This window comes from Pseudomonas sp. yb_2, from assembly GCF_043103905.1.
Lineage (GTDB): Bacteria > Pseudomonadota > Gammaproteobacteria > Pseudomonadales > Pseudomonadaceae > Aquipseudomonas > Aquipseudomonas alloputida.
This window is the reverse complement of record NZ_JBICKH010000059.1, coordinates 119,617-141,068: the sequence shown is the minus strand read 5'-3', so window position 1 is coordinate 141,068 and position 21,452 is coordinate 119,617. Positions and strand designations below refer to the sequence as shown.

General features: G+C 60.4%; 20 protein-coding genes. 7 read left to right on the top strand and 13 right to left on the bottom strand.

Annotated features, from left to right (window positions below; all coding sequences use genetic code 11):
* Positions 1-54 precede the first annotated feature (54 nt).
* On the bottom strand, positions 55-447 hold the full coding sequence (rpsI, locus tag ACF8FB_RS14645) for a 30S ribosomal protein S9 (RefSeq protein WP_003251821.1): 393 nt from the start codon (positions 445-447) through the stop codon (positions 55-57).
* Positions 448-461: 14 nt separating this feature from the next.
* Positions 462-890: a 50S ribosomal protein L13 gene (gene rplM, locus ACF8FB_RS14640; protein WP_003251819.1), complete on the bottom strand. Its 429-nt coding sequence runs from the start codon at positions 888-890 to the stop codon at positions 462-464.
* A 258-nt stretch (positions 891-1,148) separates the two neighbouring features.
* On the opposite strand from rplM, the gene ACF8FB_RS14635 reads away from it, so the two are divergent.
* Both ACF8FB_RS14635 and ACF8FB_RS14630 read left to right on the top strand, forming a co-directional pair.
* A complete protein-coding gene (locus ACF8FB_RS14635; RefSeq protein WP_104962519.1) occupies positions 1,149-2,189 on the top strand; it encodes an NADP(H)-dependent aldo-keto reductase in 1,041 nt (346 codons plus the stop codon).
* A gap of 190 nt (positions 2,190-2,379) precedes the next feature.
* Positions 2,380-3,300 carry a GlxA family transcriptional regulator gene (locus ACF8FB_RS14630; RefSeq protein ID WP_010952436.1) on the top strand — a complete coding sequence of 307 codons (921 nt, stop codon included), beginning with the start codon at positions 2,380-2,382 and terminating at the stop codon, positions 3,298-3,300.
* A gap of 106 nt (positions 3,301-3,406) precedes the next feature.
* On the opposite strand, the gene zapE is transcribed toward ACF8FB_RS14630, so the two are convergent.
* The 3 genes from zapE to ACF8FB_RS14615 all read right to left on the bottom strand — a co-directional run bounded on the left by zapE (position 3,407) and on the right by ACF8FB_RS14615 (position 6,677).
* Positions 3,407-4,501, bottom strand: a complete 1,095-nt coding sequence (gene zapE, locus ACF8FB_RS14625; RefSeq protein ID WP_350298604.1) for a cell division protein ZapE — start codon at positions 4,499-4,501, stop codon at positions 3,407-3,409.
* Between the two features lie 165 nt (positions 4,502-4,666).
* Positions 4,667-6,016: a tryptophan--tRNA ligase gene (locus ACF8FB_RS14620; protein ID WP_020189995.1), complete on the bottom strand. Its 1,350-nt coding sequence runs from the start codon at positions 6,014-6,016 to the stop codon at positions 4,667-4,669.
* Positions 6,017-6,041: 25 nt separating this feature from the next.
* Entirely contained in the window at positions 6,042-6,677 is a 636-nt protein-coding gene (locus ACF8FB_RS14615) for an alpha/beta hydrolase (RefSeq protein ID WP_010952433.1), read from the bottom strand.
* Between the two features lie 135 nt (positions 6,678-6,812).
* On the opposite strand from ACF8FB_RS14615, the gene ACF8FB_RS14610 reads away from it, so the two are divergent.
* Entirely contained in the window at positions 6,813-7,250 is a 438-nt protein-coding gene (locus ACF8FB_RS14610; protein WP_010952432.1) for a YhcB family protein, read from the top strand.
* A 71-nt stretch (positions 7,251-7,321) separates the two neighbouring features.
* Here the strand turns inward: ACF8FB_RS14610 and ACF8FB_RS14605 are convergent, their stop codons facing one another.
* Positions 7,322-8,518: a methionine gamma-lyase gene (locus tag ACF8FB_RS14605; protein ID WP_392511506.1), complete on the bottom strand. Its 1,197-nt coding sequence runs from the start codon at positions 8,516-8,518 to the stop codon at positions 7,322-7,324.
* 127 nt (positions 8,519-8,645) lie between these two features.
* On the opposite strand from ACF8FB_RS14605, the gene ACF8FB_RS14600 reads away from it, so the two are divergent.
* From ACF8FB_RS14600 to ACF8FB_RS14590, 3 genes are all read left to right on the top strand, one after another.
* On the top strand, positions 8,646-9,125 hold the full coding sequence (locus ACF8FB_RS14600) for an Lrp/AsnC family transcriptional regulator (protein WP_003251803.1): 480 nt from the start codon (positions 8,646-8,648) through the stop codon (positions 9,123-9,125).
* A gap of 112 nt (positions 9,126-9,237) precedes the next feature.
* Positions 9,238-11,496 (top strand): S-type pyocin domain-containing protein, encoded by a 2,259-nt coding sequence (locus ACF8FB_RS14595; RefSeq protein WP_392509234.1) that lies wholly within the window; start codon positions 9,238-9,240, stop codon positions 11,494-11,496.
* Complete coding sequence (locus ACF8FB_RS14590; protein WP_392509235.1) at positions 11,493-11,756, top strand: bacteriocin immunity protein; 264 nt, start codon at positions 11,493-11,495, stop codon at positions 11,754-11,756. Before ACF8FB_RS14595 ends, ACF8FB_RS14590 begins: the two co-directional genes overlap by 4 nt.
* Before the next feature lie 94 nt (positions 11,757-11,850).
* Here ACF8FB_RS14590 and cysN read toward each other — a convergent pair whose 3' ends face one another.
* From cysN to ACF8FB_RS14575, 3 genes are all read right to left on the bottom strand, one after another.
* Positions 11,851-13,752, bottom strand: a complete 1,902-nt coding sequence (gene cysN, locus ACF8FB_RS14585; RefSeq protein ID WP_003251801.1) for a sulfate adenylyltransferase subunit CysN — start codon at positions 13,750-13,752, stop codon at positions 11,851-11,853.
* A 16-nt stretch (positions 13,753-13,768) separates the two neighbouring features.
* Positions 13,769-14,686, bottom strand: coding sequence for a sulfate adenylyltransferase subunit CysD (gene cysD / locus ACF8FB_RS14580; protein WP_003251799.1), 918 nt, complete (start codon positions 14,684-14,686; stop codon positions 13,769-13,771).
* Positions 14,687-14,887: 201 nt separating this feature from the next.
* Positions 14,888-15,646, bottom strand: a complete 759-nt coding sequence (locus tag ACF8FB_RS14575) for a Nif3-like dinuclear metal center hexameric protein (RefSeq protein WP_010952428.1) — start codon at positions 15,644-15,646, stop codon at positions 14,888-14,890.
* 168 nt (positions 15,647-15,814) lie between these two features.
* On the opposite strand from ACF8FB_RS14575, the gene algW reads away from it, so the two are divergent.
* On the top strand, positions 15,815-16,975 hold the full coding sequence (gene algW, locus ACF8FB_RS14570; RefSeq protein ID WP_014592300.1) for a Do family serine endopeptidase AlgW: 1,161 nt from the start codon (positions 15,815-15,817) through the stop codon (positions 16,973-16,975).
* Positions 16,976-17,104: 129 nt separating this feature from the next.
* On the opposite strand, the gene ACF8FB_RS14565 is transcribed toward algW, so the two are convergent.
* The 4 genes from ACF8FB_RS14565 to ACF8FB_RS14550 form a co-directional block, all read right to left on the bottom strand.
* Positions 17,105-17,869, bottom strand: a complete 765-nt coding sequence (locus ACF8FB_RS14565; RefSeq protein ID WP_003251792.1) for an amino acid ABC transporter ATP-binding protein — start codon at positions 17,867-17,869, stop codon at positions 17,105-17,107.
* A 10-nt stretch (positions 17,870-17,879) separates the two neighbouring features.
* Positions 17,880-18,977, bottom strand: coding sequence for an amino acid ABC transporter permease (locus ACF8FB_RS14560; protein ID WP_010952426.1), 1,098 nt, complete (start codon positions 18,975-18,977; stop codon positions 17,880-17,882).
* Between the two features lie 10 nt (positions 18,978-18,987).
* Positions 18,988-20,166 (bottom strand): amino acid ABC transporter permease, encoded by a 1,179-nt coding sequence (locus tag ACF8FB_RS14555; protein WP_392509237.1) that lies wholly within the window; start codon positions 20,164-20,166, stop codon positions 18,988-18,990.
* 67 nt (positions 20,167-20,233) lie between these two features.
* Positions 20,234-21,262 (bottom strand): amino acid ABC transporter substrate-binding protein, encoded by a 1,029-nt coding sequence (locus ACF8FB_RS14550; protein WP_003251785.1) that lies wholly within the window; start codon positions 21,260-21,262, stop codon positions 20,234-20,236.
* Positions 21,263-21,452: the final 190 nt, after the last annotated feature.

Below are 21,452 nucleotides of genomic sequence, written 5' to 3'. Positions count from 1 at the left end.
AAAAAAAAAGCCCGGTTCCAAGGAACCGGGCTTTTTTCGACTGCCGAAGCGGTATTAACGCTTGGAGTACTGAGGACGCTTACGCGCTTTACGCAGACCCACTTTCTTACGCTCAACTTCACGAGCGTCGCGGGTGACGTAGCCAGCACGACGCAGAGCGCCACGCAGGGTTTCGTCGTATTCCATCAGAGCGCGGGTGATACCGTGACGGATCGCACCGGCCTGACCGCTGACACCACCACCGGAAACGGTGACGTAGATGTCGAATTTCTCAACGGATTCAGTCAGCTCGAGCGGCTGGCGAACAACCATGCGAGCGGTTTCGCGACCGAAGAACACGTCCAGAGAACGGTTGTTGATGGAAATGTTACCAGTACCCGGACGCAGGAATACGCGAGCGGTTGCGGTCTTGCGACGGCCAGTGCCGTAATTTTGAGTCGCCGACATAATGAACTATCCCGTTAGATCTTCAGTTCTTGAGGCTGCTGAGCAGTGTGTGGGTGAGCAGCACCCGCGTACACTTTCAGCTTGCGGTACATGTCGCGACCCAGCGGGTTCTTAGGCAGCATGCCTTTGACCGCAGTTTCGATAACACGCTCAGGGGCCTTGGCGATCAACTTCTCGAAGTTGATTTCCTTGATACCGCCTGGGAAACCGGAGTGGGAGTAGTACATTTTGTCGGAAGACTTGGCACCAGTCACACGAACCTGCTCGGCGTTGATAACGACGATGTAGTCGCCGGTGTCAACGTGAGGGGTGTATTCTGGTTTGTGTTTGCCACGCAGACGGGTAGCGATTTCGGTAGCCAGACGACCCAGGGTCTGGCCAGCGGCGTCGACTACGAACCACTCGCGCTTTACTGTTTCCGGTTTAGCAGTAAAAGTTTTCATTCTCTAAAGCCTCAGAGGCCGCCCAGCGAAAAATAGACGGCGAATCTTACTGGATAGTGCACAGCTTGCCAAGGGCAAGCGCGCAGCCGAACACAGACGCTTTTGGGGGCTCGGGTCGGGCACGCCAATGTTCGACGGGGTTCTTCCTGCGTGATGGTGCATCACTTCCGCCACGCGGAGAGGGGCTGAATTATCCAGATTGCGCGAAAAATTTCAACCTGCTTTGATTGGCTTCTATCGCCAAGGAGTGAATAACCGATGGAATACCGCCAGCTCGGCCGTACCGACCTCAACGTCAGCGCCCTGTGCCTGGGCACCATGACCTGGGGCGAGCAGAACATCCAGGCCGAGGCCTACGAACAGATTGCCCGGGCCAAGGCTGCCGGGGTCAACTTCATCGACACCGCCGAGATGTACCCGGTCCCTCCCCGCCCGGAGACCTACGCGGCCACCGAGCGCATCATCGGCAACTGGTTCCGTGACCATGGCGACCGCGACGCGTGGATCCTGGCCAGCAAGGTGGCAGGCCCGGGCAACGGCATCAGCCATATCCGCGACGGGCAGCTCAAGCACAACCGTCAGCACATCGTTGCGGCGCTGGACGAAAGCCTCAAGCGCCTGCAAACCGACCGCATCGACCTGTACCAGTTGCACTGGCCAGAGCGCAGCACCAACTTCTTCGGCAAGCTGGGCTACCAGCACCTGCCGCAGGATCACTTCACCCCACTGGAAGAAACCCTCCAGGTGCTCGACGAGCAGGTGCGTGCGGGCAAGATCCGCCACATCGGCCTGTCCAACGAAACGCCGTGGGGCACCATGAAGTTCCTGCAACTGGCCGAGAGCCGTGGCTGGCCGCGGGCGGTATCGATCCAGAATCCGTACAACCTGCTCAACCGCAGCTTCGAGGTGGGCCTGGCAGAAGTGGCCATACGTGAGCAGTGTGGCCTGCTGGCCTATTCGCCGCTTGCCTTCGGCATGCTCTCGGGCAAGTACGAGAACGGCGCACGGCCGGACAATGCACGCCTGACCCTGTTCAGCCGCTTTGCCCGTTACTCCAACCCACAGACCGTGGCGGCCTGCAGCCGCTACGTGCAGCTGGCCCGCGAGCACGGCCTGGACCCGGCACAAATGGCCCTGGCGTTCGTCACCCGACAGCCGTTCGTGACCAGCAACATCATAGGTGCCACCAGCCTGCAGCAGCTGGACAGCAACCTGGCCAGCCTTGAACTGAACCTGAGCGCCGATCTGCTGACAGCGATCGAAGCCATTCATCAGGAGCAGCCCAACCCGGCGCCTTGAGCCAAACACTGCGCCCCGCTTCGCGCCGCTGTTACATGGGGTAGACACAATCGCCAAAAAATAAGACGATCCAGCCGGTGATTGACCACTCTACCCTATAAGAACAATGACAATGATGTTTACCCAACCCTCAGCGTCGCTGCGGCGCGTCAGCATCCTGGCCATTGACAAGGTGTTCGCTTCGACCTTGATGCAGGCCAAGGACTTCTTCCACCTCGCCAGCCTGCGCTATAGCAAGCAGCTGGGCCTGGGCTTGCAGCCCATGTTCGACATCCGCCTGGTGAGCCCCGACAGCCAGCCCGTGGACAGCTTCAGCAATGTGCAGTTACCGGTTGACGGCGGCCTGGACGACGCCGATGTGATCATCCTCCCGGCCTACTGGGATGATTTCGACAACTTGCTGCAGCGTTACCCACAGGTGCTGCCGTGGCTGCGTGAACAGCACGCGCGTGGCGCGGTGCTGTGCGCCGAGGCCAGTGGTGTGTTCTGGCTGGCCGAATCCGGCCTGCTCGATGGCAAGGAAGCGACCACCTACTGGCGCTTCTTCAACAGCTTTGCCGAACGCTTCCCGCAGATCCGCCTGAACCAGGACAAGCACCTGACCGATGCCGACAATATCTACTGCGCCGGCGGTGCAACTTCAGCCTGCGACCTGTACATCTACCTGATCGAACGCTTCTGCGGTGCCAACGTCGCCCGTGCGGTGTCCCGCGATATCCTTTACGAAGTGCAACGCAACTACACCCCGGGGCGCATGGGCTTTGGCGGGCAGAAGCTGCACCAGGACCTGATCATCCTGCAGATCCAGCACTGGCTGGAGGAGCACTTCGCCGACAAGTTCCGCTTCGAGGATGTGGCCCGCAACCACGGCATGAGCATCCGCAACTTCATGCGCCGCTTCCAGGGCGCAACAGGTGACAAGCCGTTGCATTACCTGCAACGGTTACGCATCGAGACAGCCAAGGGGTTGTTGTCGAGCACGCGCAAGAGCATCAAGACCATCAGTTACGAGGTGGGCTATGACGATGCCAGTTTCTTTGCGCGGCTGTTCCGCCAGCATACCGAGTTGTCGCCGAACCAGTATCGGCAGCAGTTCATGCAGGAAGCCTGAAAGGCTTCCAGAGCGGCAGGTTTCGAGCTTGAAGCGACAAGGAAAAACCAGAGCGGATCGCGCATTGCCCTGAACTTTCCTTGTCGCCTGACGCTTGCCGCTGCTGTCAGGGCTTGTGTGCGCGCGCCAGGAATTCGTGCGATTGCATCTCCAGCAACCGGCTCAGGGTACGCTGGAACTCGAAGCTCAGACGCCCACCGGTATACAGGTCCTTCAACTCCACCTCGGCCGAGATGATCAGCTTGACGTTGCGATCGTAGAACTCGTCCACCATGTTGATGAAACGACGGGCGATGTCGTCGGTGGTGACGCCCATCTGCTCCACGTTGCTCAGCAATACGGCGTGGAAGATCTTGCCCAGCTCAATGTAGTCGTTCTGGCTGCGCGGCCCGTCGCACAGGGCGCGGAAGTCGAACCAGGCGACGTCGTCGCAAGTACGCAGGGCATTGATCGGGCGATTCTCGATCATCAGCACGTCGTTCTCGATCGCCTGGGTGCACTCAGGGGTGAGCGCCTTGAAGCTGGCGCGCATGCTCTGGTGCGCCGCGTCATCGAGAGGGAAGTGGAACAGTTCGGCCTGCTCCAGGTGACGCAGGCGGTAGTCGACCCCGCTATCGACGTTCACCACGTCGGTGTACTGCTTGATCATGGCGATGGCCGGCAGGAAGCGCGCACGCTGCAGGCCGTCCTTGTACAGGCCGTCCGGCACGATGTTGGAGGTGGCCACCAGCGACACGCCATTCTTGAACAGCTCTTCCATCAAGGTGCCGAGGATCATGGCGTCGGTAATGTCCGACACGAAGAATTCGTCGAAGCAGATCACCTTGGCCTCTTCGCTGAAGCGCTTGGCAATGATGGTAAGCGGGTTCTTCTCGCCCTTGAGGGTTTTCATCTCCTCGTGCACACGCTTCATGAAGCGGTGGAAGTGCGTACGCATCTTCTGCTTGAACGGCAGCGCTTCGTAGAAGGTATCAACCAGGTAGGTCTTGCCTCGCCCCACCCCACCCCAGAAGTACAGGCCCTTGACCGGAGTCTGCTCCTTCTTGCCGAACAGCTTGCCGAACATGCCCGGCTTGTTGTTCTGCGCGTGCACCAGGTCGTCGTACAGGCGCTGGAGGTGACGCACCGCAGTTTCCTGCGCCGCGTCATGGAAGAAGTCGGGACGTTTCAGATCTGCTTGATAGCGTTCTAAGGGAGTCATGATTCGTTAGCGAGGCAACAAAAAACGGGCCGTCACTGTAGCGATAGGCCCGCTTAATGGCAATCAGTCTGTGGGAGCGGGCGTGCCCGCGAACACCGGCAAAGCCGGTGCCATGCACCGCGGCGCCTGTTTCGCGGGCACGCCCGCTCCCACCGTTTGGCAGCCTCAGTCCTGCTGTGGCGCCAAGGCTTCGTTCAGGCTCTGAATGGCCGCATCACGGGCTTCGGCGCTGTCGAACTGCGGCCCGTCGGCGACCTGCTCGCCATTGAGCCACAGGCCGAAGCTCAGGCCTTCGACGCGCACATCAACCTCGCCACCTTGCTGCAGCTGCTTGCTCACGGCGCCGGCACTCTTGCCGTCGGCGAAGCTGCGCGACAACAGCAGTTGCTCGCCATCAGCGGCCAGCAGGCGGAAGCGGAAGCTGCCGTCTTCATCACGGAAGCTGACAAAACGCGCGCTCTTGGTGGCTTTTTTCTTCACTTCGGCGGTGGCCTGCACGCTGCTGCGGAATGAACGCAGGCCAACGGCCTCGCGCAGCTGCTCGAGGAACGGCGTGGCGATCTTGCGGGCCTTGGCGGCGCCAGCCAGCAGGATGTCTTCCAGGTCCGCCGGCCGGGCGATCAACTGATGATAGTACTCGCGCTTCTCGGCCAGCTGGCCGTCCAGCAGCTGGAACAGGCGCTGCTTGGCATCGCCCCAGCCCAGGCCCTGCAGCAGCTCTTCGCGGAAACCGGCGCATTGTTCAGGCGTGGAGAAGGCCTGGTACAGGGTGAACAGGTGCGCGTTGTCCGGGTCTTTCGCCTCACCTGGCGCGCGCGAATCGGTGACGATGCGCGAGATGGCGTCTTTCATGTCCTTGGCGCTGGTGAACAACGGGATGGTGTTGTCATAGCTCTTGGACATCTTGCGCCCGTCCAGGCCCGGCAGGGTCGCCACGCTTTCCTCGATCACAGCCTCCGGCAAGGCGAAGAAATCCTTGCCCTGGCCGAACAGGTGGTTGAAGCGCTGGCCGATATCGCGGGCCATTTCCACGTGCTGGATCTGGTCACGGCCAACCGGCACCTTGTTGGCGTTGAACATCAGGATATCGGCGGCCATCAGCACCGGGTAGCTGAACAGGCCCATGGTCACGCCGGCGTCCGGGTCTTCGCCGTTCTCGACGTTCTTGTCCACCGAGGCCTTGTAGGCATGCGCGCGGTTCAGCAGGCCTTTGGCGGCAACGCAGGTCAGCAGCCAGGTCAGCTCGGGGATTTCCGGGATGTCGGACTGGCGATAGAAGGTCACCTTGTCCGGGTCCAGGCCACCGGCCAGCCAGGTGGCGGCGATTTCCAGGCGCGAGCGCTGGATGCGCAGCGGGTCGTCGCACTTGATCAGGGCGTGGTAGTCGGCCAGGAAGTAGAACGAATCGACACCGGGCTGCTGGCTGGCACGGATCGCCGGGCGGATGGCGCCGGCGTAGTTGCCCAGGTGCGGAGTGCCAGTGGTGGTGATACCGGTAAGAATGCGCGTGGTCATGGGTGTTCGCTTATTCAGGCTTGGCTCAGTTCGAAAGGCGCGGCAGCAGCAGATCCTTCAGATCGGTCAGCTTGCCATGGAAGAAGTGTCCGCATTCTGCCACTTTCAGCAGCTCATGGGGACGCGACAGGCTGTCGGACCATTCGTAAACCAGCTGCGGCGCGACGACTTCATCGGCGTCCGGCTGCACCACGGTGAGCGGGCAGCGCTGCGGCATCGGGAATTCGGCGGTCAGGCGCATGACCGCCGGGGCGATCATGAACAGGTGCTGCAACTCGACGCCTGCAGTTTCAAGGCGCCCGGCCAGGCTGGTGGCAACGAAACCACCGAACGAAAAGCCCATCAGCACCAGCGGTAGCCCGGGGTGCCTGGCACGCAGCCATGCTGCAGCGGCCTCGGCATCGGCCACTTCGCCAGCGCCCATGTCGTGGCTGCCGGCGCTCTGGCCGACGCCACGGTAGTTGAAACGCAGGGTCACATAACCGGCATCACGTGCGGTGCGCTGCAGGGTCGAGACAACCTTGTTGAGCATGGTGCCGCCCTGGACCGGGTTAGGGTGGCAGATCAGCACCGCGCCACGGGCATTGGCCACGTCCAGGTACAAGGCTTCCAGCTGGCCGCTGGGGCCATCGATGAACAAGGGGGTTTCGCGGACAAGCAAGGCACTACTCCGTGACCTCGGGAAGGGTCGATTCGTCTAGGTGTGAAATTCTGTTCTGATTTGCGATCGCTCGCGGTATACAGCGCAGGTCTGAGCCGTTAACGTAAAGCAAAGCCGTTTATAGAGGAAGGACTCGTGGAACTCTCGCTCCTTGTTTGGTTGTTGCCAACCCTGGCCCTGGTCATCGGTGTGGCAGTCGGTTTCATTGTTGCCCGCCTGCTGCCCAATGCGGCCCCGAGCAACACCCAGCGTCAACTGGATGACATCCAGAAGCGCTTCGACAGCTACCAGAACGAAGTGGTCACCCATTTCAACAGCACCGCCATGCTGGTCAAGAAACTGACCCAGAGCTATCAGGACGTACAGGATCACCTGGCTGAAGGCGCCAACAGCCTGGCCCTCGATGACGTCACCCGCCAACGCCTGCTGGCTGCGCTGCACTCCGATGCACCGCAAGGCCCGCGTGACCGCCTGACCCCACCTAAAGACACCGCCGAAGTGCCGCGCGACTATGCACCGAAAGCGCCTAACTCGCCGGGCATGCTCGACGAAAGCTACGGGCTCAAACGTTGATCTGAATGTGACAAAGGCCTCGCAAGAGGCCTTTTTTGTGGGCTGGATTCAATGGCCTCTTCGCGGGCAACCTAACAGCAGGCCTGCAATGCCTGTTCGACATCTGCCAGCAGGTCCTCCACATCCTCCAGCCCCACCGACAGACGCACCAACCCCTCCGATATCCCGTGATGCGCCCGCTCCTGCGGCGTATAGCTGGAATGCGTCATGCTCGCCGGATGCTGCGCCAGCGACTCGGCATCCCCCAGGCTCACCGCCCGGGCAAAGAGCTGCAGTGCATTCATGAAGCGCCGCCCCGCCTCAATGCCACCCTTGAGCTCAAAGGCAATCATCCCGCCAGGCAAACGCATCTGTCGCTGGGCCAACGCGTACTGGGCAAAAGACGGTAGCCCCGGGTAATGAATCAATTCCACCTGCGGCTGCCGGACGAGAAACTCCGCCACCTGCTGGGCATTGGCACAATGCCGGTCCATGCGCAAGGCAAGCGTCTTGATCCCGCGCATCAGTAGCGCCGCGTCATGGGGCGACAGCACTGCCCCGGTCATATCCTTCAGCCCTTCCAGGCGAATGCGATCGACCAACACCTTGCGCCCCACCACCAACCCGGCAGTGATATCACCATGCCCACTGAGGTACTTGGTTGCCGAGTGCACCACCAGGTCCGCCCCCAGCTCCAGTGGCCGCTGCAGGTACGGCGTACAGTAGGTGTTATCGACCACCACATGCACATCATGCCCCCGCACGGCCTCCACAACAGCCGCAATATCCACAAGTTGCATGTTGGGGTTGGCCGGTGTTTCGAAGTAGATCATCCGTGTTTTGCTGGTGATCGCCGCTTTCAGGGCCTTGGCATCGTTGAGATCGACATGGCGAACTTTCACCCCGAACTCACCAATACCGTGGTGCAGAAAAGCGAAGGTACAGCCATACAGGGTGCGCCCGACAATCAGCTCATCGCCAGGCCTGAGCAGGGTCCAGAGGGTTGAGGTAATCGCACCCATCCCCGAGGCCAACGCCAACCCCGCTTCACCGCCCTCCAGCGACGCCATGCGCTGCTCCAGCAAGGCCAGCGTGGGGTTGGAAATGCGGCTGTAGAAATGCCCAGGTTCCTCCCCGGCGAAGCAGGCAGCACCGTACTCGACAGTGGGGAAGGCATAGGTAGCCGTCTGGTACACCGGTGGCACCAGGGCGCCACCATGGGAAAGCGGGTCATAGCCATGATGAATGGCCCGCGTGGAAAAACCGGTGTTGTGGTGGGAGTCGCGCATGGCAACAGCCTCTTGTGGTTTGCTATAAGCTTATGCCACCGAGCTGCCCGATTTTTTCCAAAATAGCCTACGCATACACGCGCTTGCTGGAACAAAAACAATAATCAACGGACCAGGAGGGCAAAAAATGCCTTCAAGCCTCGACCGCACCGACCGCGCCCTGCTCGCCGCCTTGCAGGACAATGCCCGTCTCACCGTTGCCGAACTCGCCGACCAGGTGGCACTGACTACCTCGCCCTGCTGGCGACGGGTCAAGTTACTGGAGGAAAACGGCTACATCACCGGCTACCAGGCCATCCTCTCGCCCAAGTCGCTGGGGTTTGGTGTGACCGCGTTCGTCAGCATCATGATGGACTCGCACACCAAGGACATGGCGCTGGCGTTTGAACAGCGCCTGATGGAAATCCCCGAGATCGTCGCCTGCCACAACATCTCCGGCCGCTATGACTTTCTGCTGGAGATCCTGGCACGGGACCTGGAGTCGTTTGGCGAATTTACCCGGGAAGTGCTGCAGCGGTTGCCGGGGGTGAAGGAGATCTATTCGAGTTTTTCGTACAAAGCGGTGAAGGAAAGACGGGTGATACCGGTGTCGGAGAAACATATCTGAGACGGATCTTTCCGAGCAACACGAAGCTTCCTACTGATTGACAGGCTGCAGCTGACATACCGCAAATTCGATATACGTAAACCTAGCCCATGTAGTGATCAGGAGAACCTACATGGCACGGGACAATACGTATTATCTCGATGAGGCGCTATACATCAGTGCGCAAGCACCTACAGGTATTGAACTGAGTTTTATCGGTGGCGGTGGGCCGGGCTCAGGTGGCTGGGGGCTAAGCGATGGTTATCCACGCGGCACCAGCCCAACCAAAAATGATATTGCTCGGGTTATTTCCACGCGTAGGGTGCTGACAGAAGAATTTCAAATCATCGAAAAGGACTATTCAGATAAGTATGCTCATGAAACAAACCAGCTTCCTGAAACTATAAATGCACTAAAAGCCCAGATCAAAGCCGAGGCGAGCAGTACAAACGGCGCGGCATCACCATTCGTAACAGAGCAACAAATCCTGTCGTCGCGCATCAGCCAGATTCGTGATGGTTATCTGCAGATTTTACCCGACGCCAACAACTACTTTGGCGTACCCGCATTCTACAAGCGGGGCGACTCAATGATGAGCCGGTTTCTAGACCCGGGTTTCTTCGCAGCAACAACAGGCCAGGAATTAGGCGTGGAATGGGCCACAAGGCTGCAGAAGTCTTGGGAGGGTACGTACCGTTTACACCTGGAAGCTCAGAAGCACCAAGCATTGGCTGACGAACTTCGAGCACTGGCAAGCCAGGTAGATCAGGAAGAACTCAGCCAGCAACCGCTGGATTTGTTGCAGGTGATTGCGCGTAGAACAGCGCAGATCCACACAGAGCGACAAATACATTTCGATTGTTTACCCAACGTCCTTCAGCATGAGCTGGGTCAAACCGTCATTGACGACACGCTCACGCTTGTCCAAACCTTCAGTACCTACCTGGCAACTGCTGCCGCCTTGGTGCAGGCCAAGCAGTCGCAAGTTCCCCCCTATCAAGATCAAAACCCGCGCATCAACAGCCCCCTGTCGAAACCACAACTTGAAGGGCTTTTGCACCTTGTAGATGAGCAACGGTTGCGCCGGGCTGGCCCACGCTGGCAGGAATACCACCTGGCACTGGCGCTAACCGAATCGATCAGATTCCTGGGGGTATATGCAGGTGCCACGCAGAACCTGATGCAGCGCGCGGCTGAAGTGGAAAACCTCCAGGCTCAACTCGCTGCACAGGAAGAAGCTGCACGCCAGCAGGCCGAAGCCGAACGCTTGGCTGCTGAAGCCGAGCGCCAAAGGCAAGAGGCTTTGCGGCGTAGTGTCTCCTATATCAATGAAGCGCGGCTAGCGGTATCCACACCTGCCGTAATCCCAATTGGGGCTACCACTTTTGCCGTAGCCGAAGCGGCTTACTCTGCCTTGGCTGAATCGATCGCAGCGGCACTTACCCGGCTTGTTGCTACGACTGTCCCTTCGGTCGCAGTAGGCACCCTTGCGATGGCCTGGCCATCAACGCTGGGCAACAGTGAACGCCAGTACCTCATCAGCACCCCACTCGACAGCCTTAGCCCTGCCGGTGGGCCCGACCTTGCTGCCTTGGCGGCATCCTCGACCAGCATCGACCTGCCCTACCTTCTGGCGGGGGTTGAGAACGAAAACGAACTGGATCTCTACGTGGTGCCGAGTGGCAAGCCGGTGGCGGTACGCGCAGCAACGTTCGACAGCGAGCGGCAGGTCTACAGCCTGGCGCTGGATAATCCGCAACGGATTCTGACCTGGACACCCGCCAGCGCGCCGGGTGGCGATGAGGGAAACTCCACCAGCCTACCGCTAGTCCCGCCTGGTACCGTCGTGTACACCGGCAGCAGCCTGAACCCTGTCGTCACCGAGCAGGAGGGTTACCCCGCGCTTGATCTGCTGGACCAGGAACGGCTGATCATCACCTTCCCCATGGACTCCGGATTACCGCCTATTCTGGTGGTGTTCAAGAGCCCGCGATACGAGGCAGGAACATCGACCGGACATGGTGCACAGGTGTCAGATACATGGCGAAAGGAGGCAGCCAGCCTTGAGGGTGCTCCGATTCCTGCTCAAATTGCAGAACTTCTTAAAAGTAGGGAATTCAGAAATTTTGACGCATTCCGGCGACAGTTCTGGAAAGCGGTGGCTAATGATCCTGAGCTTTCAAAGCAATTTGATGAAATGAGCCTGAGTCGGATGAGAAAAAACGGCTACTCACCGATAGTCGATTTCCCAGACAGCCACCTGAGCCAAAAGACCTTTATACTTCATCATGTAATCCCGATCAGTGAAGGGGGCGGCGTTTATGACATGGATAACATTCGTATTGTCACACCGCTATCGCACAACAGCATTCACTACGGAACAAAACCATGAGTGAAAAAACCAACCTTTCTGACTATACCGAAAACGAATTCTTGGCACTCATAATTGAAATCCACAGAGCCAACTTGGAAGAACCCGATCATGTACTGGGAGGACTTCTTGATCATTTTTCAAAAATCACTGAACACCCCTCAGGCTACGATCTTTTGTACAGACCAAACCCAAAGGAAAATGGTAAACCTGAAAAAGTACTAGAAATAGTCAAGCAATGGCGGCTAGCCAACGGTAAAGACGGTTTCAAGCCCAGCTAACACGAGCAAGGCCCTGAACTCTGAGGGCCTTTTCACCCGAACTGAGCAATAGAAAAAACCCCGCCGAAGCGGGGTTTTCCTTGCAGGCTAGCGCTTAGATCGCGCCACGCTGACGCAGCACGTCCAGCACCTGTTTCACGCCTTCGTCCACGCTGGTGGCCTGGGTGTCGATCACAAGATCAGCATCCAGCGGCACATCGAACGGGAAGCTTTCACCCGGGATGTTGTCGCCACCGGCAGCGTACAGGCCTTGCGGGTCACGCTCGCGGCAAACCAGCGGCGAGGCCTGGACGTAAACGGTCACCAGGCGTTCCTTGCCGATCAGCGCCTTGGCCTGTTCGCGGCCTTCGGCATCCGGGGCCACGAACGCAGCCAGGGTCAGCATGCCGGCTTCGTTGAACTGGCGCGCCACATGGGCGGCGCGGCGCCAGTTCTCGGTACGGCCAGCGCGGTCCTGTGGCAGGCCCTTGTTCAGGTCGTGACGCAGGTTCTGGCCATCGAGCACGTACACCGCACGGCCCATGTCGAACAGCTTGCGCTCAACGGCATAGGCCAAGGTGCTCTTGCCAGCACCCGACAGGCCGCTGAACAGCACGGTGGCTGGCTGCTGGCCGAAGCGCAGGGCGCGCTCTTCGGTGGACACGTGGGCCTGCTTGCCATGATGGCCGGTGCTGCCGTGTGGCAACACTGGCGGGGCGATGATCATGCCGGCGCCAACGGTGCCGTTGGTCAGGCGGTCGATGACGATGAACGCACCGGTGGTGCGGTTGCTGTCGTAACCGTCGAGGGCGATCGAGGTGTCCAGGGCTACCTTGACGCGACCGATCTCGTTCAGCTGCAGCGCACTGGCAGCGCCCTGCTCCAGGGTATTCACATCGACCTTGTGGGTGATGCTGGCAATCGAACCTGGCACGTAGCTGGTGGCACGCTTGATGTCGTATTTCTTGCCCGGGAGCATCGGCTCCTCGGCCATCCACACCAGCATGGCGTCGAACTGGTCGGTGACCGGCGGGACGTTGTCGGCATGTACCAGCAGGTCGCCACGGGAGATGTCGATCTCGTCTTCCATGGTCAGGGTCACGGCCTGGCCTGGGCCGGCGTTTTCCAGTTCACCTTCGTAGGTGACGATGGACTTGACCCGGCTGCTCTTGCCCGACGGCAGCACGACAATCTCGTCACCTTTGTGCACCACGCCACTGGCGATGGTGCCCGCGAAGCCGCGGAAGTTCAGGTTGGGACGGTTGACGTACTGCACCGGGAAACGCAGGTCGGTGAAGTTGCGGTCGGCCGAAACCTCGACGGTTTCGAGGATTTCCATCAGCGTCGGGCCGGCGTACCACGGCGATTGCTCGCTGTGGTTGACCACGTTGTCACCCTTGAGCGCCGACATCGGCACGAAGTGCAGGCTGCTCGGGGTCAGGTTGATGGCTTCGGCGAACTTCAGGTAGTCGGCCTTGATCGACTCGAAGACGCCTTCATCGAAGCCCTTCAGGTCCATCTTGTTGACCGCGACCACGATGTGCTTGATGCCCAGCAACGACGCGATGTAGCTGTGGCGACGGGTCTGGGTCTGCACGCCGTAACGGGCATCGACCAGGATGATCGCCAGGTCGCAGGTGGACGCACCGGTGGCCATGTTGCGGGTGTACTGCTCATGGCCCGGGGTGTCGGCGATGATGAACTTGCGCTTGGCGGTGGAGAAGTAGCGGTAGGCGACATCGATGGTGATGCCCTGCTCGCGCTCGGCCTGCAGGCCATCTACCAGCAGCGCCAGGTCGACTTCTTCGCCGGTGGTGCCGACTTTCTTCGAATCGCGGGTGATGGCCTCGAGGTGGTCCTCGTAGATCATCTTGGAGTCGTGCAGCAGGCGCCCGATCAGGGTGCTCTTGCCGTCATCCACGTTGCCGCAGGTGAGGAAACGCAGCAGTTCTTTACGCTCGTGCTGAGCCAGATAAGCGAGGATATCTTCGCTGATCAAATCGGATTGGTGCGACATGGAGTAACCCTGAAAATTAGAAGTAGCCCTGACGTTTTTTGTCTTCCATGGAACCGGCGCCATCGTGGTCGATGACCCGGCCCTGGCGCTCGGAAGTGCGCGTCAGGAGCATTTCCTGAATGATGTCGGTGAGCGTCTCGGCTTCCGACTCGACAGCGCCCGTCAGCGGGTAGCAGCCGAGGGTACGGAAACGCACCTTCTTCTTGACGATGCGGGCTTTTTCTTCCTCGGAGAGGTGCTCGAGGATGCGCTCGTCGTCGATCATGATCAGGGTGCCGTTCTTCTCGATGACTTCACGCTCGGCGGCGAAGTACAGCGGCACGATCGGGATGCCTTCAAGGTAGATGTACTGCCAGATGTCCAGTTCGGTCCAGTTCGACAGCGGGAAGACGCGGATCGACTCGCCCTTGTTGACCTTGCCGTTGTACACGTTCCACAGCTCGGGGCGCTGGTTCTTCGGATCCCAGCGGTGCTTGCTGTCACGGAACGAATACACACGTTCCTTGGCCCGCGACTTCTCTTCGTCGCGGCGCGCACCGCCGAAGGCAGCGTCGAAACCATGCTTGTCCAGCGCCTGCTTCAGGCCCTGGGTCTTCATGATGTCGGTGTGCTTGGAACTGCCATGGGTGAACGGGTTGATACCTTGCGCCACACCCTCGGGGTTGACGTGGGTGATCAGCTCCAGGCCCATTTCCTCGACCATCTTGTCGCGGAAGCTGTACATCTCCTGGAATTTCCACTGGGTGTCGACGTGCATCACCGGGAACGGCAGCTTGCCCGGGAAGAAGGCCTTGCGCGCCAGGTGCAGCATCACGGCGGAGTCCTTGCCGATCGAGTACAGCATCACCGGGTTGTCGAACTCGGCGGCCACCTCGCGGATGATGTGGATGCTCTCCGCCTCCAGCTGTTTCAAGTGCGTCAGTTTGTCGACCATGGCTACTCACGAAAAACGATCTTATGGACGGCCTGCGGGCCGTGTTCGAGCGAGCCACTTTATCACAGCAGCTGCTTCTATTTAGGAGGCTGGCTAGATCGAAAAAGTCTAACGATATGACTGGGGGTTTGGGCTGGCAGGGCCGGCCTCTTCGCGGGTGAACCCGCTCCTATGAGGCCCGCGAAGGGGGCGACACCGCCTTCAGATGGGATTCGGGCAATCGATGAACAGGTGCTCCACGGCAAACCGTCGTGCCAGGTAATCGCCCAGCGCCTGCACCCCGTAGCGCTCAGTGGCATGGTGCCCGGCAGCAATGAAGCTGACGCCATTCTCGCGCGCACTGTGGTAGGTCTGCTCGGACGCCTCGCCGGTCAGGTACAGGTCGACCCCGGCGGCAATCGCCGTGTCGATATAGCCCTGCCCGCCGCCGGTGCACCAGCCCACCCGGCGGATCATTTCATTGCCTTCGACCAGCAACGGCTCACGCCCTAGCACCTGTTGCACCCGGCGGGCAAAATCGCGCGCGGTCATGGATTCGGCGAGCGAACCAATCAGCCCGACCACTTTGGGGTTTTCCGGGTCTAGCGGCCCTTCGACAGTGATCTTCAGTCGCCGCGCCAGCTGCACATTGTTGCCCACGTCCGGGTGCACGTCCAAGGGCAGGTGGAACGCCAACAGGCTTATATCGTTATTCAGCAAGGTCTTCAGGCGACGCTGGCGAATACCGGTGATGCACGGGTTCTCGCCCTTCCAGAAATAACCGTGGTGCACCAGCACCAGATCGGCCTCGGCCTCGACCGCGGCATCCAGCAATGCCTGGCTGGCGGTAACACCACTGACAATACGGCTGACCTGCGGCCGGCCTTCGACCTGCAGGCCATTTGGGCAATAATCCTGGATCTTCGCGCTGCCCAGGTAACGCTCGGCTTCCTCGACCAGGGTGTTTAGAGCGACGGCCATGAAAATCTCCTCGAAAACTGCGCTTTTCTCGGGCGCAACGCCTGACGAACGCCCGTATAATGCCGGCCATTATGGGCCGTCGCTGTCACTGGGGGAACCGGTGTATGATCGCGCGCGCTCATGCCCCACTGCCAGGCCGCTGGCCCATGCTCTTTCCAGGATTCGTTCATGTTCAAGGCTTTGCGTTACTTCGGCTGGCCCCTGCTTACCGGCATACTGATCGCCATGCTGATCATCCAGCGTTTTCCGCAATGGGTCGGGCTGCCCAGCCAGGACGTCAACCTGCAGCAAGCGCCACAGACTACCCGGATCATGCAAGGCCCGGTGTCGTACGCCGACGCCGTGACCCTGGCCGCCCCGGCGGTGGCCAACCTGTACACCACCAAGGTGGTGAACAAAAGCGCCCACCCGCTGTTCGAAGACCCGCAGTTCCGCCGCTTCTTCGGCGATAACCTGCCCAAACAGCGCCGCTGGGAATCAAGCCTGGGTTCGGCGGTAATCATGAGCCCAGAGGGCTACCTGCTGACCAACAACCATGTCACCAGCGGCGCCGACCAGATCGTCGTAGCCCTGAAGGATGGCCGCGAAACCCTGGCCCGCGTGATCGGCAGCGACCCGGAAACCGACCTGGCGGTGCTGAAGATCGACTTGAAGAACCTCCCGGCGATCACCATCGGCCGTTCCGACACCATTCACATCGGCGACGTATCGCTGGCCATCGGCAACCCGTTCGGCGTCGGCCAGACTGTGACCATGGGCATCATCAGCGCCACTGGCCGCAACCAGCTGGGGCTGAACAACTACGAAGACTTCATCCAGACCGACGCGGCGATCAACCCGGGCAACTCCGGTGGTGCGCTGGTGGATGCCAATGGCAACCTGATCGGCATCAATACCGCGATCTTCTCCAAGTCGGGTGGCTCGCAGGGCATCGGCTTCGCCATCCCGGTAAAACTGGCACTGGAGGTGATGAAGTCGATCGTCGAACACGGCCAGGTGATCCGTGGCTGGCTGGGTATCGAAGTGCAGCCACTGAGCCAGGAGCTGGCAGAATCGTTCGGCATGAAGGACCGCCCAGGCATCGTGGTGGCGGGTATCTTCCGCGAAGGGCCAGCGGCCAAGGCCGGGTTGCACCTGGGTGACGTGATCCTGAGCATCAATGGCGAGCCGGCCGGCGACGGACGCAAGTCGATGAACCAAGTAGCGCGGATCAAGCCCAACGAGAAGATCACCATCGAGGTGATGCGCAACGGGCAGCAGTTGAAGCTGATCGCCGAGGTGGGGCTGCGGCCGCCACCGGCGCCGGCTGCGAGCCAGGAAGAGAAATAAATCCAGGGCCGCTTTGCGGTCCTTCGCGGGCACGCCCGCTCCCACAGGAATTACGCAGGCTCCAAAGCAAGCGCTAAACCTGTGGGAGCGGGCGTGCCCGCGAAGGGCTGCCGCGCAGCCCAAACAGCATCAATGCAGGATCTGGCTGAGGAACAACTTGGTCCGATCACTGCGCGGCCGGTCGAAGAAGTCATCCGGCGCGGCCTGCTCCACAATCTCGCCCTTGTCCATGAAGATAACCCGGTTCGCCACGGTACGGGCAAAGCCCATTTCGTGGGTCACGCAGAGCATGGTCATGCCATCCTCGGCCAGGCCCACCATGGTATCGAGCACTTCCTTGACCATTTCCGGGTCCAGTGCCGAGGTCGGCTCGTCGAACAGCATGATCTTGGGCTTCATGCACAACGCGCGGGCAATGGCCACACGCTGCTGCTGGCCACCAGACAACTGGCCAGGGTACTTGTGTGCCTGCTCCGGAATCCGCACACGCTCCAGGTAGTGCATGGCAATTTCCTCGGCCTTGCGCCGTGGCATCTTGCGCACCCACATCGGCGCCAGGGTGCAGTTCTCCAGGATGCTCAGGTGCGGGAACAGGTTGAAGTGCTGGAACACCATGCCCACCTCGCGGCGGATGGCCTCGATCTGCTTGAGGTCGTTGGTCAGTTCCACGCCATCGACCACGATGCGCCCTTGCTGGTGCTCTTCCAGGCGGTTAAGGCAGCGGATGGTGGTGGACTTGCCCGAGCCGGACGGCCCGCACAGCACGATGCGTTCGCCCTGGCGCACGTTCAGGTTGATGTCCTTGAGCACATGGAACTGGCCGTACCACTTGTTCACACCCTGCATCTGGATGATGCCTTCGGGGCCAGCAGGCTGCTTGATCGCTTCACTCATTTCGAAACTCCTAACGCTTGTGGCCAGTGTCCAGCTTGCGCTCCAGATGCATGGAGTAGCGGGACATACCGAAACAGAAAATCCAGAACACCAGGGCGGCGAACACGTAGCCCTCGGTGGCCATGCCCAACCAGGCAGGGTCTGCGGCTGCTTGCTTGACGCTGTTGAGCAGGTCGAACAGGCCGATGATGATCACCAGGCTGGTGTCCTTGAACAGGGCAATGAAGGTGTTGACGATGCCGGGGATCACAAGCTTCAGCGCCTGCGGCAAGATCACCAGCCCCATCGAGCGCCAGTAGCCAAGGCCCATGGCCGCGGCGGCTTCGTACTGGCCCTTGGGGATGGCCTGCAGGCCGCCGCGCACCACCTCGGCGATGTACGCCGACTGGAACAGGATCACACCGATCATCGCCCGCAGCAGCTTGTCGAAGCTCATGCCTTCTGGCAGGAACAACGGCAGCATCACCGACGACATGAACAGTACGGTGATCAGCGGTACGCCCCGCCAGAACTCGATGAAGGTTACGCACACCACTTTCACGGCCGGCATCCTCGAACGCCGGCCCAGTGCCAGCAGGATGCCCAGCGGCAAGGCGCCGACGATGCCCACGGTGGCGATCACCAGGGTCAGCATCAGCCCGCCCCACTGGCTGGTCGGTACGCTTTCCAGGCCCAGATACCCCCCGTGCAGCAGGGTGTAGGCCAGCACCGGGTACAGCACCAGGAAGCCCAGGCCGTAGAAGGCTTTGCGCGGGAAACGCTTGATGAACAGCGGCGCGGCGCCGAGCACGGCAAGCCACACGGTCAGGTCCACACGCCAGCGCAGTTCAGTCGGGTAATAACCGTACATGAACTGGCCAAAGCGCTGCTGCACGAACACCCAGCAGGCGCCTTCCTTGGTGCAATCGGCGCGCGTGGTGCCAACCCAGTTGGCATCGATCAACGCCCACTGCAGTAACGGCGGCACGATCAGCCACACCAGGTAGATGGCGAACAGGGTCAACAGCGTGTTAAGCCAGCTGGAGAACAGATTGGCACGCATCCATGCGAGCACGCCGACGGTTTTCACCGGTGGCGGCATATCGGGTTTGAAAACATGGGCATTCACAGGCGTATCCTCACCGCTCGATCAGCGCAATGCGCTTGTTGTACCAGTTCATCAGCAGCGAAATGCTGATGCTGATGGCGAGATAGACACTCATGGTGATGGCGATCACCTCGATGGCCTGGCCGGTCTGGTTGAGCACGGTACCGGCGAACAGCGAGACCATCTCCGGGTAGCCGATACCGGCCGCCAGCGAAGAGTTCTTCGCCAGGTTCAGGTACTGGCTGGTCAGCGGCGGAATGATCACCCGCAGTGCCTGGGGGATGATCACCTTGCGCAGGGTCGGGCCCTCGCGCAGGCCCAACGAGCGCGCGGCTTCGGTCTGGCCATGACTGACCGAACGGATGCCGGAACGCACGATTTCGGCGATGAAGGCTGCCGTATAGATAGTCAGCGCCAGGGTCAGCGCCAGCAGCTCGGGGATCAGCACCCAGCCACCGACAAAGTTGAAGCCTTTGAGCTGCGGCACTTCCCAGCTGACCGGGCTGCCGAACAGCAACACGCTCAGCCCTGGGATGGCGATGAACAGCGCCAGGCCCACCCAGAATTTGTGGAACGGCACGCCGGTCTCGTCGAAGCGCTTGTTGGCAAAGCGCACCATCAGCACGATCGCGACAATCGCTACTGCCAGGGCCACCACGAATGGCCAGAAACCGTCGGCCATCGACGCACCCGGCATGTTCAGGCCGCGGTTGCTGATGAAGAACATGTCGTCGATGTTGATGCTGCCCCGCGGTCCCGGCAGGGTCAGGAACACGGCGAAGTACCAGAACAGGATCTGCAACAACGGCGGAATGTTGCGGAAGGTTTCCACATAGACGGTCGCCAGCTTGTTGATCATCCAGTTCGGTGACAGGCGAGCCACACCGATGATGAAGCCCAGTATCGTCGCCAGAATGACGCCGATGAAGGTCACCAACAGCGTATTGAGCAGGCCGATGACGAACACCCGCGCATAACTGTCGGATTCCACATAGGGGATCAGGTGCTGGGCGATACCGAAGCCGGCACTGCGGTCGAGGAAGTCGAAGCCCGAGGTGATGCCCCGGTGTTGCAGGTTGGTTTGCGTGTTGTGGAACAGGTACCAGCCCAGGCCGACCACGAAGACGATCGTGAGGATCTGGAACAGCCACGCGCGCACACGCGGATCGTTAAGGGACAAGCCCTTGGGTGCGCCGATTTGATTTTGCATGAAGTGCCCCGGACAGTAGGGATTCGAACAGCCTGCGGCGGCGGGATGCCGCCGCAGGGTGCAGCCATCAGCGCACTGGAGGCGCGTACTGGATGCCGCCGTTGTTCCACAGGGCGTTCATGCCACGGTCGATCTTCAAGTCAGTGCTCTGGCCCAGGTTCTTCTCGAACACTTCGCCATAGTTACCCACTTGCTTGACGATCTGCACTACCCAGTCTTTGGGCAGCTTGAGGTCCTTGCCATACTCGCCATCCGCACCCAGCAGTCGGGCGACATCCGGGTTCTTGGTGGCCTTGGCCTCGGCCTCGACGTTCTTGGAAGTGATGCCCGCTTCTTCGGCATTGAGCATGGCGAACAGGGTCCACTTGACGATGCTGAACCACTCCTCGTCGCCTTTACGCACTACCGGGCCCAGCGGCTCCTTGGAGATGGTTTCCGGCAACACCACGTAGTCGGTCGGCGCGGCCAGCTTGGAGCGCTGGGCGAACAGCTGCGATTTGTCCGAAGTCAGCACGTCGCAACGGCCCGACTCCAGCGATTTGGCGCTCTCGTCAGAGGTGTCGAAGGTAATCGGGGTGTACTTCAGGCCATTGGCGCGGAAGAAGTCCGACACGTTCAGCTCGGTGGTGGTGCCTGCCTGGATGCAGATGGTCGCGCCATCGAGCTCCTTGGCGCTGGAAACGCCGAGCTTCTTGTTGACCAGGAAGCCGACGCCGTCATAGTAGGTGACACCCGCGAACACCAGGCCCATGCCGGCATCGCGCGAGCTGGTCCAGGTGGTGTTACGCGACAGTACGTCGACCTCGCCCGACTGCAGGGCAGTGAAGCGTTCCTTGGCGTTGAGCTGGCTGAACTTGACCTTGGTGGCATCGCCGAACACGGCGGCGGCCACGGCGCGGCAGACATCGGCATCGATGCCGACGATCTTGCCCTGCGCATCAGGTACCGAGAAGCCTGGAAGACCGTCGCTCACGCCACACTGGACGAAGCCCTTCTTCTTTACCGCATCGAGGGTGGCGCCGGCCTGGGCAGTGCTCACGGCGCCCAGCGCGGCGGCAGCGGTCAGGACTGCCAGGGTGGTTTTCAACATCTTCATTCACAACCTCCAAATCGCTCTTGTTGTATCGAGCCGGAATTGCACCGCACCCTTTTGAGGCGTATCCGACCCGTATTGGCTTGTTATTGGGTCAATTGGCGCAATGGACTGTTCTGTGACAGCCTTCGCGTGCAGAGGGTGTTACCGTCACGGCCTGCCCTTTGCATCACAGGTGTAGTTGCAAACCGCG

Bases quoted from the DNA above. Each gene is read 5' to 3' on its own strand.
- ACF8FB_RS14600 (WP_003251803.1), top strand. From the start codon at position 8,646: ATGCCTTCAAGCCTCGACCGCACCGACCGCGCCCTGCTCGCCGCCTTG.
- rplM (WP_003251819.1), bottom strand. From the start codon at position 890: ATGAAAACTTTTACTGCTAAACCGGAAACAGTAAAGCGCGAGTGGTTC.
- zapE (WP_350298604.1), bottom strand. From the start codon at position 4,501: ATGACTCCCTTAGAACGCTATCAAGCAGATCTGAAACGTCCCGACTTC.
- ACF8FB_RS14575 (WP_010952428.1), bottom strand. From the start codon at position 15,646: ATGGCCGTCGCTCTAAACACCCTGGTCGAGGAAGCCGAGCGTTACCTG.
- ACF8FB_RS14605 (WP_392511506.1), bottom strand. From the start codon at position 8,518: ATGCGCGACTCCCACCACAACACCGGTTTTTCCACGCGGGCCATTCAT.
- ACF8FB_RS14635 (WP_104962519.1), top strand. From the start codon at position 1,149: ATGGAATACCGCCAGCTCGGCCGTACCGACCTCAACGTCAGCGCCCTG.
- ACF8FB_RS14550 (WP_003251785.1), bottom strand. From the start codon at position 21,262: ATGAAGATGTTGAAAACCACCCTGGCAGTCCTGACCGCTGCCGCCGCG.
- algW (WP_014592300.1), top strand. From the start codon at position 15,815: ATGTTCAAGGCTTTGCGTTACTTCGGCTGGCCCCTGCTTACCGGCATA.
- rpsI (WP_003251821.1), bottom strand. From the start codon at position 447: ATGTCGGCGACTCAAAATTACGGCACTGGCCGTCGCAAGACCGCAACC.
- ACF8FB_RS14630 (WP_010952436.1), top strand. From the start codon at position 2,380: ATGCAGGCCAAGGACTTCTTCCACCTCGCCAGCCTGCGCTATAGCAAG.
- cysD (WP_003251799.1), bottom strand. From the start codon at position 14,686: ATGGTCGACAAACTGACGCACTTGAAACAGCTGGAGGCGGAGAGCATC.
- ACF8FB_RS14595 (WP_392509234.1), top strand. From the start codon at position 9,238: ATGGCACGGGACAATACGTATTATCTCGATGAGGCGCTATACATCAGT.
- ACF8FB_RS14555 (WP_392509237.1), bottom strand. From the start codon at position 20,166: ATGCAAAATCAAATCGGCGCACCCAAGGGCTTGTCCCTTAACGATCCG.
- cysN (WP_003251801.1), bottom strand. From the start codon at position 13,752: ATGTCGCACCAATCCGATTTGATCAGCGAAGATATCCTCGCTTATCTG.
- ACF8FB_RS14590 (WP_392509235.1), top strand. From the start codon at position 11,493: ATGAGTGAAAAAACCAACCTTTCTGACTATACCGAAAACGAATTCTTG.
- ACF8FB_RS14620 (WP_020189995.1), bottom strand. From the start codon at position 6,016: ATGACCACGCGCATTCTTACCGGTATCACCACCACTGGCACTCCGCAC.
- ACF8FB_RS14565 (WP_003251792.1), bottom strand. From the start codon at position 17,869: ATGAGTGAAGCGATCAAGCAGCCTGCTGGCCCCGAAGGCATCATCCAG.